12 protein-coding genes are annotated in these 17667 nt (G+C 60.4%); 3 read left to right on the top strand and 9 right to left on the bottom strand.

What is annotated here, in order from left to right; translation table 11 throughout:
• The first annotated feature begins 2 nt into the window (after positions 1-2).
• Positions 3-1502, top strand: a complete 1500-nt coding sequence (locus BUC26_RS04075) for a sensor histidine kinase (RefSeq protein ID WP_073373563.1) — start codon at positions 3-5, stop codon at positions 1500-1502.
• A 66-nt stretch (positions 1503-1568) separates the two neighbouring features.
• On the opposite strand, the gene BUC26_RS04070 is transcribed toward BUC26_RS04075, so the two are convergent.
• From BUC26_RS04070 to metK, 4 genes are all read right to left on the bottom strand, one after another.
• Positions 1569-2195: a class I SAM-dependent DNA methyltransferase gene (locus BUC26_RS04070; RefSeq protein ID WP_073373562.1), complete on the bottom strand. Its 627-nt coding sequence runs from the start codon at positions 2193-2195 to the stop codon at positions 1569-1571.
• Positions 2196-2272: 77 nt separating this feature from the next.
• Entirely contained in the window at positions 2273-2905 is a 633-nt protein-coding gene (locus tag BUC26_RS04065) for a class I SAM-dependent DNA methyltransferase (RefSeq protein WP_073373561.1), read from the bottom strand.
• Positions 2906-2987: 82 nt separating this feature from the next.
• Positions 2988-4481 carry an adenosylhomocysteinase gene (gene ahcY / locus BUC26_RS04060; RefSeq protein WP_084540435.1) on the bottom strand — a complete coding sequence of 498 codons (1494 nt, stop codon included), beginning with the start codon at positions 4479-4481 and terminating at the stop codon, positions 2988-2990.
• A gap of 148 nt (positions 4482-4629) precedes the next feature.
• Positions 4630-5835 (bottom strand): methionine adenosyltransferase, encoded by a 1206-nt coding sequence (metK, locus tag BUC26_RS04055; protein WP_073373560.1) that lies wholly within the window; start codon positions 5833-5835, stop codon positions 4630-4632.
• A 563-nt stretch (positions 5836-6398) separates the two neighbouring features.
• On the opposite strand from metK, the gene BUC26_RS04050 reads away from it, so the two are divergent.
• Entirely contained in the window at positions 6399-7775 is a 1377-nt protein-coding gene (locus BUC26_RS04050) for a sigma-54-dependent transcriptional regulator (protein ID WP_073373559.1), read from the top strand.
• A gap of 118 nt (positions 7776-7893) precedes the next feature.
• Here BUC26_RS04050 and BUC26_RS24055 read toward each other — a convergent pair whose 3' ends face one another.
• Genes BUC26_RS24055 through BUC26_RS04030 form a run of 4 tightly spaced genes read right to left on the bottom strand, consistent with a single transcriptional unit; the run spans position 7894 to position 14099 of the window.
• Entirely contained in the window at positions 7894-9333 is a 1440-nt protein-coding gene (locus BUC26_RS24055; RefSeq protein WP_073373558.1) for an FAD binding domain-containing protein, read from the bottom strand.
• Positions 9330-11645 carry a xanthine dehydrogenase family protein molybdopterin-binding subunit gene (locus BUC26_RS04040; protein WP_073373557.1) on the bottom strand — a complete coding sequence of 772 codons (2316 nt, stop codon included), beginning with the start codon at positions 11643-11645 and terminating at the stop codon, positions 9330-9332. Before BUC26_RS04040 ends, BUC26_RS24055 begins: the two co-directional genes overlap by 4 nt.
• Positions 11635-12768: a histidinol-phosphate transaminase gene (hisC, locus tag BUC26_RS04035; RefSeq protein ID WP_073373556.1), complete on the bottom strand. Its 1134-nt coding sequence runs from the start codon at positions 12766-12768 to the stop codon at positions 11635-11637. The genes BUC26_RS04040 and hisC overlap by 11 nt, the downstream gene beginning before the upstream one ends.
• The gene (locus BUC26_RS04030) at positions 12768-14099 is read right to left on the bottom strand and encodes a hypothetical protein (protein WP_073373555.1); all 1332 of its coding nucleotides are present in this window, start codon (positions 14097-14099) and stop codon (positions 12768-12770) included. Before BUC26_RS04030 ends, hisC begins: the two co-directional genes overlap by 1 nt.
• Positions 14100-14275: 176 nt before the next feature.
• On the opposite strand from BUC26_RS04030, the gene BUC26_RS04025 reads away from it, so the two are divergent.
• Positions 14276-15238: an MDR/zinc-dependent alcohol dehydrogenase-like family protein gene (locus BUC26_RS04025; protein WP_073373554.1), complete on the top strand. Its 963-nt coding sequence runs from the start codon at positions 14276-14278 to the stop codon at positions 15236-15238.
• Positions 15239-15253: 15 nt separating this feature from the next.
• Here the strand turns inward: BUC26_RS04025 and BUC26_RS04020 are convergent, their stop codons facing one another.
• Entirely contained in the window at positions 15254-17563 is a 2310-nt protein-coding gene (locus tag BUC26_RS04020) for a glycosyltransferase family 2 protein (protein WP_073373553.1), read from the bottom strand.
• Positions 17564-17667 lie beyond the last annotated feature (104 nt).

The raw sequence follows: 17667 nt of genomic DNA, 5'->3' as shown, positions 1-17667 counted from the left end.
GCATGGACACCATGCGTATTCTGATCATCGATGATGAAAAGGTGATTCGCGACGGCGTCGAGCGATCGTTGGCCGGCAGGGGGTATCAGATCGCCAAAGCCGACAGCGGCGAGAGCGGCCTTTCGATGATCGAGCAGAACGGTTACGAGGTAGTGTTGCTCGATCTGATGATGCCGGGCATCGACGGTTTTACCGTACTCGACTGGATCCGCGAGCACCGGCCGTCGATCCAGGTGATCGTTATCACCGGCTTTGCCACCGTCTCCAAAGCGGTGACGGCGATGAAGCAGGGCGCATTCGATTTCGTCGGCAAGCCGTTTACCCCCGACTATATCCGCATTGTCGTCGAGCGTGCCGTCGACAAGCTCCGTCTTGAGGCCGAAACGGAGCGTTTGCGCGAGGAGCGGACGCTGAGCCTGGAAGCGATCCAGAAAGAAAAAAGCCTGCTCAAGACGGTGTTCGGCTGTATGGTCGAAGCGGTGCTGATCACCGATCCGGCAAGCGTCGTTGTTCACCATAACCCCGCAGCCATCAAGCTGCTCGAGATCCAGACCGACCCGGTGATTGGCAAGCCGCTGGCCGACTCGATCAGTGATCCGGCAGTGGTGCAGATGGTGCGGGAGGCCATCGACAACGGTCGGGTGGTTACCCGGGAATGCGCCGCCGGCACCGTTTCCCGCCGCTGCCTGAGGGCCCACTGCGCTCCGGTGATGTCGTCGTCGGGGATGATTCTCGGGTCGGTGACGACGTTTGAAGATATCTCGACGCTGAAGGAAATCGATCAGATGAAGTCCGATTTCGTCGCGATGGTCGCTCACGAACTCAAATCGCCGCTCGCTTCCATCGAGCAGATGATCTACGCGCTTCAGATGGACTGCCCGCACGAGGCGGATTTTTCCTGTCATCAACTGCACAGCCGGATGACCGTGCGCACCCGGGACCTACTGCGGCTCATCGAAAACCTGCTCAACCTGTCAAAGCTGGAGAGCGGTACCGTGGTATTCAATCTCGAACCGACCAGCGGCCATGAATTGATCGAGGAGATCGTCGAGGTGATGCGGCCCCAGGCCGAAGCAAAAAAGATCGAGGTCAGCTTCACCCCTTGCCCGGAGCCTTGGCGGTTCAATGTCGATTATGACCATATGCGCACCGCCATCATGAATATCGTTTCCAACGCGGTCAAGTATACGCCGGAAGGCGGTCGGCTGGATATTTCCACGACCGTTTCCGGGGGCTTTGCCAACCTGCTCTTCAAAGATTCCGGGATCGGTATCAATCCGGACGATCTGTCCCACATCTTCGACCGATTTTATCGGGTAAAAGGTAAGGCCACCCGCCATATCACCGGTTCGGGGCTCGGTTTGTCGCTGGTCAAGGAAGTCGTCGAGGCGCACCAAGGCTATATTGATGTTCAATCGAGGCCCGGTCAGGGGACTATGTTCATTCTCAGCTTTCCGATCAGCGAAGCGGTTGCCGGACAAAACGCGACCGTCGCTTCGTAAGGGGGGCGGTTGTCCGTCAGGTAACGGCTGCGGGAGCTGCGGCACCGTCTCCTGCATTTTGCCCCGTCAGCCGGTCACCTGATAGGTGCACATCTTGCACGTGATACCTTCGTTCTTCAGGTAGTCGGCATTTTCCATGCCGAGCAGCTCCCAGGCCTGCTGTTGCTCCAATTCGATCATCCGTTGACGATAGCCGTAATCTTCATAGGCACCCTCGCGGATCGTGAAGCAGATGATACCGCCTGGTCTGGTGATACGGACCAGCTCGTCAAAAGCGTGTGCCTTGACGTGACCGTAGGTGAAGGTGCCGGCACAGACGACTGCATCGTAGGTGTTTTCTTCAAAATCGAGCGGTTTACTCAAATCTGCCTGGAGATGGCGGCGATAGATATTTTTCCGTCTGGCTTCTTCAAGCATTTCCCTTGAGTAGTCAAGAGCATCGATGGCGGTGTAGCCGCGCCTGACCAGTTCTTCTCCAACCAGCCCGGTGCCGCAGCCGGCATCAAGGATGGCGGCCTCTTTGTCTTGCAGTACCTTGTCCAGGGCCTCCGCTGACGCGACATGGGCCACATAGCCGAAACGGTTGACCGTATCGCTTTCGTAATCGGTGGCCCACTCCTTGTAGGCATCCATGAGTTGTTGGTGATTCTTGGCGGTATAAACTTTATTGAGGGTCTTGTTCTCGCTGACCATGAGGTACTCCTTTGCTGAGTTGAGCGAATGAGCGGTGATGCGACGCGGGCGGACCGTGCCATCGGCACCGTCCGGGGTTATCCGGTCAAGACCTGATACGTGCAGAATTTGGCGGTGACGTTTTCCTTGACGAGATAATCTTCCTCGCGCAGTTCCTGGAGCTGCCAGTGGCGGGCCGCTTCCAATCCCAGCATCTTCCGGCGATAGCCGTATTGCTGGTAGGCTCCGTCTCTGATGGTGAAACAGATATGTCCACCGGGACGGGTGATACGGACCAATTCATCAAAGGCATGCGGTCCGACGTGGGCGAAGGTGAAGGTGCCGACACAGATGGTGGCATCGTAACTGTTGTCTGGAAGATTCAGCCTGCCGTTCATGTCTTCCCGGTAGAGCCTGCGGTAGACCGCTTTTTTTTCCGCTTCGCTGAGCATGTCGGCGGAAAAATCCATCGCATCGACATGCTCGTAGCCCAGCTGGTTCAATATTTCTCCAACCAACCCGGTGCCGCAGCCGGCGTCGAGGACTCTGCTGTCGGTGGCCGGCAGGTGAACGTCGAGCATATCGGCGGCTACCTGGGGACCGACATAGCCCATAACCTCAAGGGTGTCCCGGTCATAAAGGTGGGCCCATTTGCCGTAGGCGGCCAGCAGTTCCTCCGGTGTCGAAGCTTCGTAGGTATCTTTCCATAGTTGTGGGGTTTCCTGGGTCATGGTTCCTCCGGTGCAGATTTTGACGAGTGTTGCCGGGCATGGACTTGGCGTCTGTTTTCTCCCCGGCGATATGTGAGGAGTGTTAATAACGGTAGTGGTCCGTTTTATACGGTCCATCGACCGGGACACCGATATAGTCGGCCTGCTCCTGGCTCATCTCGGTCAGGACGGCGCCCAGTTTATCGAGATGCAGCCGGGCCACCTCTTCATCGAGTTTCTTGTCGAGGGTTGCTACGCCGACCTGCCGTGTTTCCCGATTCTGCCAGAGATCGATCTGGGCCAGCACTTGGTTGGTGAAGCTGTTGGACATGACGAAACTCGGGTGGCCGGTGGCACATCCCAGGTTGACCAGGCGCCCTTCCGCCAGCAGGTAGATACAATGACCGTCCGGGAAGGTGTATTTGTCTACCTGGGGTTTTACCTGGACCTTGGTGATTCCGGGCCACTTGTTGAGCCGGTCCACCTCTATCTCGTTGTCGAAGTGACCGATGTTGCAGACAATGGCCTGGTCCTTCATACCGCTCATGTGCTCGGCGGTGATGATGTCCCTGTTACCGGTGGTGGTGACAAAGATATCCGCTGTCTTGAGAGCGTCCTCGACCCGGCAGACGGTGTATCCCGCCATGCAGGCCTGCAGGGCACAGATTGGGTCGACTTCCGAAACCAGGATGCGGCATTTCTGTCCTGCCAGTGAGTCAGCGGATCCTTTGCCGACATCGCCGAAGCCGCAGATCATAGCGGTCTTGCCGGCCAGCATGACATCCATGGCCCGGCAGATGCCGTCGACCAGTGAATGGCGGCAGCCGTAGACATTGTCGAATTTTGATTTGGTCACCGAATCGTTGACGTTGATGGCCGGAACCAGCAGGGAACCGTCTTTTTGCATGTGATAGAGTCGATGCACGCCGGTGGTCGTTTCTTCGGAGACACCTCGCCATTGTGCAACAGCCCGGTGCCAGAAGCCTTCATCGGCCTGCTGGACTTCCTGCAGGAGGCGCTTGATGACCTGCTGTTCCTTGTTGTCGGTGGCTGCCGCGAGACGGGACGGGTCTTCTTCGCCGCCAAAGCCCATGTGCATCAACAGGGTGGCGTCACCACCGTCGTCCACGATGAGCTGCGGCGTGCTGCCGTTCGGCCAGGTCATGGCCCTCAGCGTACACCACCAGTATTCTTCCAGGGTCTCACCTTTCCAGGCAAAGACCGGTACTCCCGCACGGGCGATGGCCGCTGCGGCATGGTCCTGTGTCGAGAAAATATTGCAGCTCGCCCAGCGGACATCGGCGCCGAGCGCGGTGAGGGTTTCGATCAACACCGCGGTCTGGATGGTCATATGTAGGCTGCCCATGATACGGACACCCTGCAAGGGTTTCTGCGGGCCGTATTTTTCCCGGGTCGCCATCAGGCCCGGCATCTCTTGCTCGGCGATGTCGATTTCGCGGCGTCCCCAGTCGGCCAGCGAGATATCGGCGACCCGAAAATCATCATTCGGGATGGAGTCGCCAGAAGCGACGATGGTCGAAATCGGGGTCAGTCGATCGTTATGGTTTGGAGCATCTGTTTCACTGATAGCGTTCATGAGTATTCCTTGTTGGTTCATGAGATAAACGTGCTGCTTCGCCACTTTTGAGATGAGGTTTGTTCACCTCGGGGATGCTGCACCCTAGTGCGAAGGCCGGCCGGCAGTGGTTGGGCCGCCGGCACGGCATCCGGGGGACGTCCTGTATTCAGGCGACCTGCATGACGGCAACGCCGAGGGCCTCCTGCAGGGCCTGAACCCGGTCGGTTCGTTCCCAGGAGAACTTGTCTCTGCCGAAATGTCCGGCCACGGAGGTGTCGCGGTAGCTCCAGCCGTCGGGTTCGGTGAGGTGCAGATCGTTGATGATTGCCGCCGGCCTGAAGTTGAACAGCTCTTCTGATTCGAGGACCTCCTGGATCTGTTCGTCGTCGACTTTGCCGGTGCCGAAGGTGTCGACATTGATGGAGAGCGGCCGGGCAATGCCGATTGCATAGGCCACTTGGATCTCGCATTTGTCGGCGATCCCGGCGGCGACAATATTTTTTGCTGCATAGCGCGCGTAATAGGCGGCGGACCGGTCAACCTTGGAAGGATCCTTGCCACTGAAGGCGCCGCCGCCGTGGCAGCCGACGCCGCCATATGTGTCGACGATGATTTTTCTTCCGGTCAGGCCGGCATCGCCGTGGGGACCGCCGATAACGAATTTGCCGGTTGGGTTGATATAGAATTCGGTGGCATTGTCGAGTAGTCCGGACGGGGCGAGGAACTGACGACTGATCTCGATCAGGTCTGCCCGGATTTTCGACAACGGGATCTCGTCTGTTTGCTGGGAGATGACAACGGAGGTGATGCGAGCCGGTGCGCCGTTCTCATGGAGAACCGAGACCTGGGTCTTGGCGTCGGGACGAAGATAGCCGATCTGTCCGCTCTTGCGAATAGCCTGCAGGTGTTCCAGCAGTCGATGACTGTAATGGATGGGGGCCGGCATCAAAGATGGTGTGGCCGAGGTGGCATAACCGAACATCATGCCCTGGTCGCCCGCGCCCTGTTCTTTAAAAAGCCCTTCGCCTTCGCTGACGCCCTGCGCGATATCGCCAGATTGGGAATGAATGCGGCACAGATACTCGAAGTTGTCGCTGGAAAACAACAGCTCTTCGTTGTCGTAACCGATCTCCCTGACGACCTGGCGGGCAATTTTTTCCGGATCGATCTGCTCCCATCCGCTGCACGTTATCTCGCCAAGGTTAATCAGAAAGTTGGTGGTCACTGCCGTTTCGCAGGCAACCCTGCTGTCGGGATCGACGGCGAGGCAGGCGTCGAGAACGGCATCCGAGACCTGATCGCATACCTTGTCCGGGTGTCCTTCGCTGACCGATTCGCTGGTAAAGACATGTTTGTTGTGCAATTTGCTCATACTATGTTTCTCCTGAAATAGGTGTCGTGGTTGCGGCCCACCAGGTGCGGCGGGACCGGGGAAGCTCAAGCGTATCCGGATCAGATAAGCAAAAAGTATACCAACAACGCATATCGCTACGATCGGCCCTCAACCAACGGAAAAGCTCTCCGTTTTCACCGACCGGACAAGCTTCAATAAGTTCGCAACCGGCGCGGTCATCCGAACTTTATGGAGATCATAATAAATAACTGAGACCCCGTGCGGCCGGCAGGAGTCGTTGCCGGGAAGTGACGGCGATTCGGCGGGTGCTGGGCAGAAAACTACCAGCCAATCCTTCACAACACCGGATAGTGTAAAAAATATGCTCAAATCATGATCGTTCCTTCACTTCTCGACAAGGCTTGGTGCGCGCCCACGCCAGACGGGGAAGAACGGTCATTATTCATTTCCGATGACCTACTTGTAATATTCGCAAACAATGTTAAAACTCCACCACGAGACGATAGCCCAGAGGGTGGAAAGATGAGTCGATTTGCGCAAAAATTATACAAACGGACACATTCCCTGAACGAACAGGATCGATGAGCGACGAGACAGCGGAGAAGATAAAAATCATCTGTGTCGATGAAGGGCGGGGTCTTGCCCGGCAGGTGATTGATATATTCGGAGAAGAGCGCATTTCTCTATCGTTTGCGCGCAGTCTTGATGACGTCGGTGATCGCTTTGAGCGAGAGGCCTTCGATCTGATGCTTTTTTCCAGTTCAGTTGCCCATCGGCAGCCCGATGATGCCTTGGAATTGCTGGAATTGATTTGTGTCAAGTGCCCTGGCACCCCTGTCCTGTTCTTTGCCCCTCCCGGGCGGCTGAAGATGGCCCATCAGGCCCTGCGGGCCGGGGTCTTCCACTACTCTCTGCTACCGGTGACCGACGAGGAATTGAAACTCCTCGTCGAAACGGCGTTGTCCCGGCGCCCGCAATTGGGGCCCAACCTGCTGCTGCGCTCGGAGATAGAGAAGACCACCTTTGAAAGGATGATCGGGCGATCGACCGCCATGCGCCAGGTGTATCGGCAGATCCGCCAGGCCGCCGCCACCGATATCCCGGTCTTGCTCTCCGGGGAGACCGGAACCGGCAAGGAGCTTGCCGCGCTGGCCATTCATGAGCTCAGTTCACGGGCACATGGCCCCTACGTGCCGGTGCACATCGGCGCGCTGCCGACGGACCTGGTCGCCAGTGAATTGTTCGGGCATGAACGAGGTGCTTTTTCCGGTGCGACATCGCTGCGCAAGGGCTGCTTCGAGGTGGCGGAAGGAGGCACGGTGTTCATGGATGAAATTGCCACGATCGACGAAAAGATGCAGATCAGTCTGTTGCGGTTGCTCGAGACCAACGAATATTGCCGTATCGGCAGCCAGAGGAGTATTGGCGTAAACGTCAGGATGATCGCCGCCTCAAATGCCGACCTGGCCGAAGAGATCCGGAAAGGTAATTTCAGAGAAGACCTCTATTATCGTCTCGATGTCCTTCATGTGGCGATGCCCCCGCTACGGGAGCGCCATGGGGACATCCACCTGCTGGTCGATCATTTCATCAAGAACGCCTGCGATACCTTCGGGAAATCAATTCGCGGCCTCTCTCCCGGTTTTATCAGTTGTCTTGAGTCGTACCCCTGGCCCGGGAATGTCCGGGAACTGAAAAACGTTATCCAACGCTCGGTTATTTCCGCCACCGGCGATATCCTCGATTTGCGGCAGCTCCCGCCGCGCATCAGCCAATATCGCAACGAAGACACGAAAATGACTATTCGCGTCGGTATGACCATCGCGGAAGTGGAAAAGGAATTGATTATCTTAACCCTTGAACACGCCGGTCAGAATCGCAGCCGCGCCAGTGAGATGCTGGGAATTTCCAGGCGATCGCTCTACAACAAGATGCAGCGATACGCGATTGGCCGTTGATCGTTTTCCCGGTCGGGCAACCTCAACAGCGAGCACAATCGACAAGAGAACCAGGGAGGCAAAAACGCAGAGACCCGGCTGCCCGCTCTGTCATTGGGGTCGGAGTCTGGTTTGTTGCTCAAGCAAGTCGCCGAGACGCAGCAACGGTGTCTGCTGGGCGCTGCGCCGGTGCGGACGACTCGCTCAACATCTCCGGTAGCCGCAGGAGAAGATTCGCCGCGACCTGACGGCGGTAATCGGCGCCGGCACGGACATCGCTGATCGGTGACAGTGCTTGGTGAACAGCCGGCAGGACAGCGGCGAATGTCGTCTCGTTGAGCGACTCGCCGCGCAGGGCCGCCTCGATTTCCGGCAGACGAGTGACCGTCGGCCCGACGCTGCCCCAGGCGAGACGAACCTGGCGGATGGTTCCATCTTGTGCGCGTTCGATGAGTGCGGCCAGGCTGGCCACCGAGCAGGCCAGGGCCGACCGGAGCCCGACTTTTTCGAAATGATGGAAGGCCTTCGGTGGCGGGAGCGGGACGATAACCGAGCGGAGGATTTCGCCGGGAAGAAGGGCGGTCGTTCCCGGTCCGCTGATAAAGTCGGTCAACGACAAGATGCGGCTACCGTCGGCGGACACCAAATCGACGCTCGCGTCAAGAACGGACAGCGGCGGCAACGTGTCGCCGGCAGGCGAGGCGGTGACGAGATTGCCGCCGATGGTGCCCATGCGGCGGATATGCGGCGAACCGAGCTGCTGCAGGGCCTGCGCCAGGACCGGCAGGGTCTCGGTGATCAGCGGGTTGGCGAGCAGCTCGGCGTGGCTGGTGGCGGCGCCGATCCGGATGGCATCGCCGGTGGCAGCAATGGTGTGCAATTCGTCGAGGCGCTCCAGTCCGATCAGGGCGGGCGGATCGACCCGCCGGGCCCGCAGCCAGACCAGCAGGTCGGTGCCCCCGCAGAAGAGCCGTGCGTCGGGGTGGGCGGCGATGAGCCGCCACAGCTGGTCGATCGACTCCGGAAAGAAGACCGGCCGATCCGTGATGGTTTGCGTCGGGTGCGCCTGTTCCACGCGCTGCTGCCGAGACTGTGCCGGAGTCGGAGCAGCCGCGACGGGCGGTGAATGGTTATCGGCATATTCGATGGCGTCAATGATTTTCTGATAGCCGGTACAGCGGCAGATGTTACCGCTGATTGCCCGGGCAATTTCACTCCGATCGGGATGGGGCTGCTGATCGAGCAGATCGGTTGCGGTCAGAACCATGCCCGGCGTGCAAAAACCGCATTGCACGGCGCCGTGCCGGACGAAGGAAGACTGCAACGGGTGCAATTGCTCTGTTTCGGCAAGTCCTTCGATGGTGGTGATTCGGCGTCCCTCAAGCTGGCCGGCCAACATCAGGCAGGAGAGACGACTGCGGCCGTCCACCAGGATCGTACAGGCACCGCACTCGCCGGTGCCGCATCCTTCTTTGGTACCGGTCAGGCCGAGGTCCTCGCGCAGCAGGTCGACGGTCCGGCGATTGGCGGAAACATCGATGGTACGAGCGACTCCGTTGATAGAACAGGACAGTTTCATGATCGTCTCGGGTTGTTACGCTCGGTCAGGGCGCCGAGGACGCGTTCGGCGGTCAGCGGGAAGCGGGTCAGCCTGATAGAGCAGGCGTCTTCAACAGCGTTGGCCAGGGCGGGTGCCGGCGCGTCGATGCCAATCTCGCCGGCGCCCTTGAGGCCAAAGGGGCCGTCATGCTCGGACAGCGATACCGCCAGGGTTTCCAGGGGCGGCACGTCCAATGATGTCGGCAGGATGTAGGTGGCCAGATCGGCGGTGCGGATTTGCCCCCGGTCGACAAGGACGTCCTCGCAGAGGGCGTAACCGATGCCCTGGGCGACCGCTCCTTCCTGTTGGCCGGAAAATACCACGGGATTGATGATCCGGCCGCAATCGCTGATCGATAGGTAGGCGGCAACGCTCACCCGGCCGGTCAATTCGTCCACTTCTACGCGAGCCAGGTGCACTGCGTGGGAGAAGATCAGGTGGGGGAACCCGTGCAGGCGGAGATTGCTGTTATCGCTTGGTGTTTCCCTGGCGGCGGGGGCACGGTAGTGGTGGCTGACGAACCGTTCGTCGCGGGACAACAGTGAGCCGAGCCGGGCCAGTTCGATATCGCGGCCGGACGGCAGATGCCGGACTGCCCCGGGGACGAGCAGCATCTCGCGATGATCCTGGACCAGCATCATTTCCGAAGCCCTGGCCAGCAGCAGCTCTCTCAGCTTCCGGGCGGCCGGAATCAGAGCGTTGGCATAAGTGAATGTCGTGCGGCTGGCCGATGACGACCCGCAGGGAAATGTCCGGTCGGTGTCAGGAAGGATGAGCAGCAGCCGGTCGGGCGGCTGATTGAGAATGTCGGCGGCCATCTGCAGGTAGGTAGCAGCATTGCCCTGGCCCATGTCGACGACGCCTGCCTGGACGCTGAAGCGGCCGTCCGGCAGCAGTTCGATGGCAGCCGTGGCCGTATCGGGAACGAGCGGGCCGTAGCCCATACCGTGGGCGACCGCGGCGATGCCGGTACCATGGCTCCGGTGCGGTCCGGCGGCGGCACGCCACTGTTCCCGGGTAGTCCAGAGCGGATGAGTGGCCAGGCGATCGAGGCAGGCGGTCAGACCGATCGAGCCCTGCCGGGTGCTGCCGGCGGGACAGTGATCGCCTCTCACCAGGGCGTTGCGCCGACGCAGTTCCAGCGGGCAAAGCTGCAGCCGCCGGGCGAGCAGGTCCATCATTGATTCCATAGCGGCGGCTACCTGGGGGACGCCGAAGCCGCGGAAGGCCCCGGAAACGGGGTTGTTGGTATAGACGGCCCGGGTCTTCAAGTCGACATGGGGAATCCGGTACGGACCACCGGCGTGTTCGATGCCGAGCGCGGCTACCACCCCGCCCAGGTGATCGTAGGGACCGGTGTCGAACCAGGCCTCGACCGACAGTGCCGCCAGTGTCCCGCTGCGGTCGGCGCCGAGCCGGTAGAGCAAACGAGCGGGATGCCGCTTGACGCCGGCGAGAAAACTCTCCTCGCGGCGCCACCACATCTTGACCGGCCGGCCGGGGCAGTGCAGCGCCGCCAGCGCCAGCAGGCTCTGTACGGTTATACCGTCTTTACCACCGAAGGCGCCGCCGCAATAGGGGGCGATGATCCGCACGCGATCGACGCTGAGTCCCAGTGCTTCGGCGACTTCCGAGCGGTCGCGGAACGGGGTCTGGGTGGAGACCGTTATCTCGACGCGCCCATCGTTATCGGCGCGGGCCCAACCGTTTTCCGTCTCGAGAAAAGCGTGGGCCTGGCGAGGCAGGTCGAATTCGCCCTCGACCATCTCCGCGCAGTCGGCAAATCCGTTCTCGCCGGCACCGACGGTGATGTGGGCAGTAAACAGTGCGTTACCGTCAGGGTGATCGGGGTGCAGCAGCGGTGCGTCGCTACGCAGGGCCGCACAGGGATCGAAAACCGGTTCCAGCGGTTCCACCTCGAAACGAATCTGTTCCAGGGCGACGGCCAGAATCTCCTGGGTTTCGGCAACGACCAGAGCCACCGGGTCACCGCAGTGGCGAATGCGCTCGTCGACGAGTACCGGCTGGTCCTTGCGGATCACCCCTTGACGATTGGTGCCGTTGATGTCCGCCGCGGTCAGCACCGCGCAGACCCCGGGGATTTTTGCGGCCTCGTCGGTGACGACGCTAAGGAGATGGCCGTGCGGGATGCCGGCACGCTTGACGCCGGCCCAGAGCAGGCCAGACGGGTAGTGGTCGACGGCGAACCGTTCCTCGCCGCGCACTTTGGTCAGCGCGTCCGGGCGAATCATCGACTCGCCGATCGCCACCGTCCGGTCGTTATCGGTCATTGCTGAGAACCTTCTGTAAAGCCTCGACGAGGGCGCTCATCGCCTGGGGGCCGGCGATGGAAATACGGATCCAGTTTGGAAAACGAAAGCCGGTCATGCTGCGGATCATCACGCCGTGGGCCATCAGACGGCGATAGGCCAGCGCATCGTTCATCGGCAGTTTGACCATCAGAAAGTTCCCCTCTCCGTTGACGTAACTCAGACCGAGACCATCCAGTTCTGCGGTCAGTCCGGCTTTTGCCTCAGCGACCAGCTGCCGGGTGGCCGGGATATGATCGTGATCGGCGAGTGCCGCCAGCGCCGCCTCCTGGGCCAGTCCGTTGACCGAATAGACCACGCAGGTCCGGCGAATGATGTCGACCACCTCGCGGGAACCGGCCAGGTAGCCGATACGCAGGCCGGCCAGGCCATACATCTTGGAAAACGTCCTGAACACCACCAGGTTCGGATAATCGGCCAATAGCTGCAGGCCATCGGGGAAATCGGCCTGCTCGACGAATTCGGCATAGGCTTCGTCGATGACGACGATCTGCCGCCCGGCCAACCGGTCGAGAAAACGGCGCAGGCGCTGCTCGGACCAATAGGTGCCGGTGGGGTTGTTGGGATTGCAGACAAACAGGATCTTGGTGCGGGCATCGACCCGCTCGAGCAGCGCCTCGTCGTCGAAATCGAAATCCCTCAGCGGCACGAGGTGCGCTCCGAAGCCGGAGAAGAGGGCCACCCACTCGTAGACGGCAAAGGTCCGATCGGCGGTGACGATATTGTCGCCTTCCTGGCAAAAAGCCTTGATGACAAAAGAGATCACCTCGTTGGCGCCGTTGCCGACCAGGAATTGGTCCGGATGGAGCCCGAACCGGTCGGCCAGCCGGCAGCGCAAGTGATAGGCGTCGCCGCTCGGATAGATGGCGGCCCGAGGTGGCGGGTAGCCGGCGATGATCTTCTGCGCGGCCGGAGGCGGGCCGAGCGGATTTTCGTTGTTGTTCAGGCGATAGAGGCGCGGGCAGCCGAGCATCTTGCAGAGGACGTCGTCGGGCTTGCTCGGGATATAGGGCTGAAAGGCCTTGATATACTCCGGCACGAGGTGTTCGAGATCCGGCCGTGCACCTGTCGCGGAACCTCTCATTACGATGCTTCCAGCTCGAAAATAAGCAGATCGCCGTGACCGGCGTGCGGCAGAATCATGGTCGGCGTGAAGCCGAGTTCCAGCAGACCGGGGACGAAGATCGCCTGCCAGGCGTGACCGAGATCCATTTCCAGACTGATGGTGCGGATTTGTTCATCGCGCAACAGATCCAGATGAGCGGCCAAGTTGGCGCGGCTGTCCTCGCCGGGCCAGATCGGCCTCAGCACGCCACTGCGCAGGCGTCGATCGATGGTGCAGCTGAGCACCGAAAAAGGATCCCGGGATTCGCCGTCGTCGGGATCGGCGGTCTGGATGTCTCGAGGGATATAGAGACGGCGGTAGGTTTCACCGAGAAAATCGTGCAGCGCCTGATGGGCCCAGACCACGGCTCCGGTCTCTTCGTAGAGTAGCCGGAACCGGGCCGGCCCGGTAGCAGGGGGCGCCGCCCGATCGGTATCGTCGTATGGTAGCCTGGGGGCGGTCAGCGGCTCCAGGTAGCCGTCCGGTAGTTCGGCGGTCGGCCGGCGGCAGATCATGGCCAGGGCCGGTGTCCGGGCCACGTTGTTGATGCAGATTTCGAGCAGGTTCCTGGCCAATTCCGGCGCGCCGCCCGCAGCGAAGCAATAAGGGCCGAACAACTCCACGGTTCTGCTGCCGATCCAGCGCCAGGCCATACCTCCGGCCATCTCGCCGGCCGGCCCAAGCGCCGTCAGAACCTGGCAGTCGCCGCCGTTTGCCATGTCCGCCAGCTTGCCGGGGAAACGGAATTCGGCGGGAAACAAATCGGGGGGATAGCAGTGGTTTACCAGGCGGGCAAACCATTTGATTCGGGCGCTGTCTGGGGTGCTAACAGTCCAGCGCTCGATGCCGCCCGGAACTTGGATGTCGGTGTCGGTGTCGATTTCCGGATAGCTGAATTCCTTGACGAGGGACAGGACCAGGTGACCATTTTCCGAACGGCTCATCCAGAAGCGGTCGGTCATCCGTGAGGCGATCAGCAGGCCCATCTGGTCGAGGTCGGCTTCATTTTCGAAGTCGAGCCGCGCCGCCAGGTTGAAGGCGCGCAACTGCAGGCGGTCAATCGGCATGGTGATCTTTTCTTCGACAAAATAGCTGCCGGCGCTGCACTCGATCGTGACACGGCGGCGCTGCGCGCCGATCCGACAGAGAAAGGCCGTAACTTCTTCGGTTGCCAGGCGCATCGCGGTGGCCGCCCGCTGGTCAAGGCCCAGCCCGCGTGCCGCCTGCTCGGCAAACGTGGCGGCAACCGGGATGAACACCGTTTCTATCGGGATCGCCAGCGAGAGCGAGGTGTCGTCGTTTGTTTTCATCACTCCAGCCTATACGATCTGTAACGCCAATTCACGAAAAATTCTCCGAAAAGAGCGTTGTCCGAAGATTGCGGCCGATGTCTTGACCTTTTCTCACGTTTCGTTTCTACTCGTCGCGTGGTGGGGTGTGTTGATCGAGATGTGGTCTGGTTCGAGCCGGTTTTGACGGAGAGAAGATGAAAGCGATCGTTTGTGACAACGGAGTGCATTTCGTGAGCGATTATCCCGCACCTGAGCTGCGGCAAGGCTGGGCCTTGATCCGGGTGCGGCTGGCCGGCATCTGTCAAACCGATCTGGAGGTCGTCGACGGCTACCGGGGGTTTCGCGGCATTCTCGGCCATGAGTTTGTCGGCCGGGTAGAACAGTGTGAAGATCAATTCTTGCTGGGTGAGCGGGTTGTCGGCGAGATCAATGCGGCCTGCGGCGATTGCAGCTGGTGCGCTGCAGGGCTGGGGCGCCATTGTCCGCAGCGGGTAACCATGGGTATCAATGGACTGGATGGCTGTATGGCCGAATTCTGCACGCTGCCGATCGGCAATCTGCACCCGGTCGATGCGGCCATATCCGACCGGCGGGCGGTGCTCACCGAGCCGCTGGCTGCGGCTTGCGAAATCCTCGAGCAGGTCGTGCTGACCGGCGCTGAACGGGTGGTGGTGCTCGGCGATGGCAGGTTGGGCATCCTCTGCGCTTGGGTGCTGGCCACGGTTGCGGCGGAGGTGACCATCGTCGGGCATCACCCGGAAAAGCTGGCCCTGGCCGGCTGGCGCGGTATCAAAACAGTTGTAGACGGGGCTGCGGTGGCGTCCGGCGCCGATATCGTAATCGAGGCCACCGGTCGCACGCAGGGTCTGGCCCGAGCCTTGTCGCTCTGTCGTCCCCGGGGCACGATCGTGCTGAAGACCACCGTAGCCCGGCCTGGTGAGATCGACCTGGCGCCGCTGGTGGTCAAGGAAATCACGATGGTCGGATCCCGCTGCGGTCGTTTCACCGACGCCTTGGCGATGCTGAGCGCTGTCCCGGAACTGCCGCTCGAGCGGCTGATCAGCGCCTGCCACTCACCGGCTGACGCCCGCCAGGCCTTTGCCCGGGCCGGGGATGGCCGGGCCGTGAAGGTTCTCTTTGATTTTTTGGCGCAATGACGGACCGGCAATTTCTCAGGAGATAGTCGCCTCTACGATCGCCGGGTCGGCGAAGTAAACGTTTGGAAGCGAGCGCAGGAATTGACTGACCGACGTGTTGTCGACAATCCAGTGCCGCAGAGCCTCCTCGGTGCCGGGAAGGTCCTGCAGTATCCTGTCGAAAACCGACTCGTGATAAACAACTCCGCACATCGTGCGCTGTGGCTCTTCGTCGAAGAAGAAGATCTGCCAGGGTTTATCCTGAATCATCGAGAGATTATCATGCAAGCGCTGTGCAGCGTCGTCGCGGAAGAGCCGTCCCTCCTCGAGAACGAGGATGTTGCCGACTCCCAACTGCTTTGCCATCAGAATGATGCGGCGATGTGAAAGGGCTCGGTCGACCTGCTCGTCCTGTCTATCCGACGAACGGAAGAAGCGGACCCGGTGCATGATGCCAAACGTGGTGAGTTGCCCGGTCAGAGAGCGAAACGATCTCGATTCCTGATCGCTCGTCAAGCAGCAGATGACATCGAAAAAGAAGAAGGGGGAGTTCAGTTCAGCGTCAATCGCCTGGTATTCCCGAGCGGTGCTGTCCGCCCCGAGAAGCCCGGCGAAGTGCTCGCGGACCCGGGTATCGTCGAGACCGAGTTCTTTGCAGCCCACCAGGTAATTGAATATCCGATCCTGCCAGATGAGGGGGTAGGGGACGCCCATCGGTCGAGCGAAGCGATGGACCCACCTGAGGAAGGGAAGGCACAGGACGTTCCCGCCGTTTTGCCTGACTTTTTCATGAATGTAACCCTCCTCGCCGCCGAATCCTCGGAAACGGGGATTGAATCCCGGCCAGGCTTTACGGGCGCAAGCAAACAGACCAAGCCCCTGCATGGGAATCTCGAAGGGTGGATTGTCCGGGGCTTCTCCGCGGGAGTCGCAGGCCCAGGTACCGAACATGCCGCTTCGCCAGTTTGGTTCGAAGTGGGTCTGGACCGTTGCCAGATCGTCGTAAACGAGCGGTCCCTGCAACAGGTCGCGACTGTCCGGGTGCAATGCCCAGTAGTCGAGAAGACGCTTGAGCGCCCCCTGCTGGATCAGGACATGGCCGTCGATACACAAAACAAGATCTCCCGCGGCATAACGGAAGAGATAGTCCCGGACCATGGTGCCGGCATGGGCGGACAGCGGCACGTATCTGAGGTTGGGGACGGAACGTGCCAATTGCCGCAACGGTTCTCCGCAGGGTCCGTCGGGGTGGTTGTCTAGCACGAGGATTTCGGCATCGTCGATGACTTCGGAATGATACAGGCAGAGGGCCATGACGGAGAAATACACGCCGTCATAATCGTCGTATGTCGCCATACCGATGGTCAAACGTTTTCGGGGGCAGGTGGGATGCGGTTCGGGCAGCGGGTGCATGGTGACTGGCGCCATAGTGCCAGCCGGCGTTGTTTCTTCTGAAGAAGCGGGCCGGATAGGCTGGAGCAGCGACGTAAGAGCCGCCGGGCTCAGCTTGTGATCAACGACGGTTGTCAGAAAATGACTGTCGAGCAGGTCCAGATCGTCGGCGCTCCCGAAGGAGACGGTCAAGGCCGGGATCTCCTTGGCCAGGCGGGCTGTCCGGGAAAAGCCTGTTGCCCCGAGTTGTTGTGCGTTGAGCAGACACCCCATCAGCCCCATGCTGGCCTGTGCTGGGGAAAGCGGAGACACTTTGAGGGGAGTGCCCGGGACGAATTTGGGAAACAAAAGAAGAGAGGGGATACGTTCCTCCCGGGCTTCGTCACGTACGGTGTCTTGAAGCTGAAAAAGGTGATTGTTGCCGCACCGGGTATAGTATTTTGCCAACGGCTTCAACAGAGGGGCGACTTCACGTGCCTGTGCCGGGTCGACCAGAAAGGGAAAGGCAAGCCCGCGTAGGGTGCCGGAACCATGGTCCAGGACGACCAGGTCGGTCGACAGGTGGGTATATCCCTGAGCGCAGAGCCAGGCCGCGAGCTGCCATTTGCCGGGATCTGCCCGGCCCGGGATGACAATGCACCCGTGCTCCAATTGCACTGCCGCAGCCATGAAGGCCGGACCCTGCAGGAGGTGTGAAGCGAACAGCCGGATCGCTGTCTGCGCCACCTGCTCGACAAACAGCTCGTCGGTGAGCGGGACCGGTGCGGCGAGGCCGGCCGAGACCAGCGAAAACTGACTTGATCCTGAGTCGTTGTGGATTTCAATGGTCGAGTCTGCCAGCTCGGGGTCTGCAGGAGGCAGTGCATCGAGGAGAAACGCCATCCGGTCGTCACATTCCTCGGGAAAAACAAAGGTCAATACGACCGAGGTAAAACGGACCGATCGGGATTTCATGTTCCAGCCAGCGGTGATGATGTGGCTGTTTTCGGATTGCCGGCAGGAACGGAATGCACCCTGGCAGTGACCGGGGCAAACGGCAACGATCGATCCTTTGACAT

The organism is Desulfofustis glycolicus DSM 9705, assembly GCF_900130015.1.
Lineage (GTDB): Bacteria > Desulfobacterota > Desulfobulbia > Desulfobulbales > Desulfocapsaceae > Desulfofustis > Desulfofustis glycolicus.
Note: the sequence above shows the minus strand (reverse complement) of the source record. Positions and strands in the feature narration are given on the sequence as shown.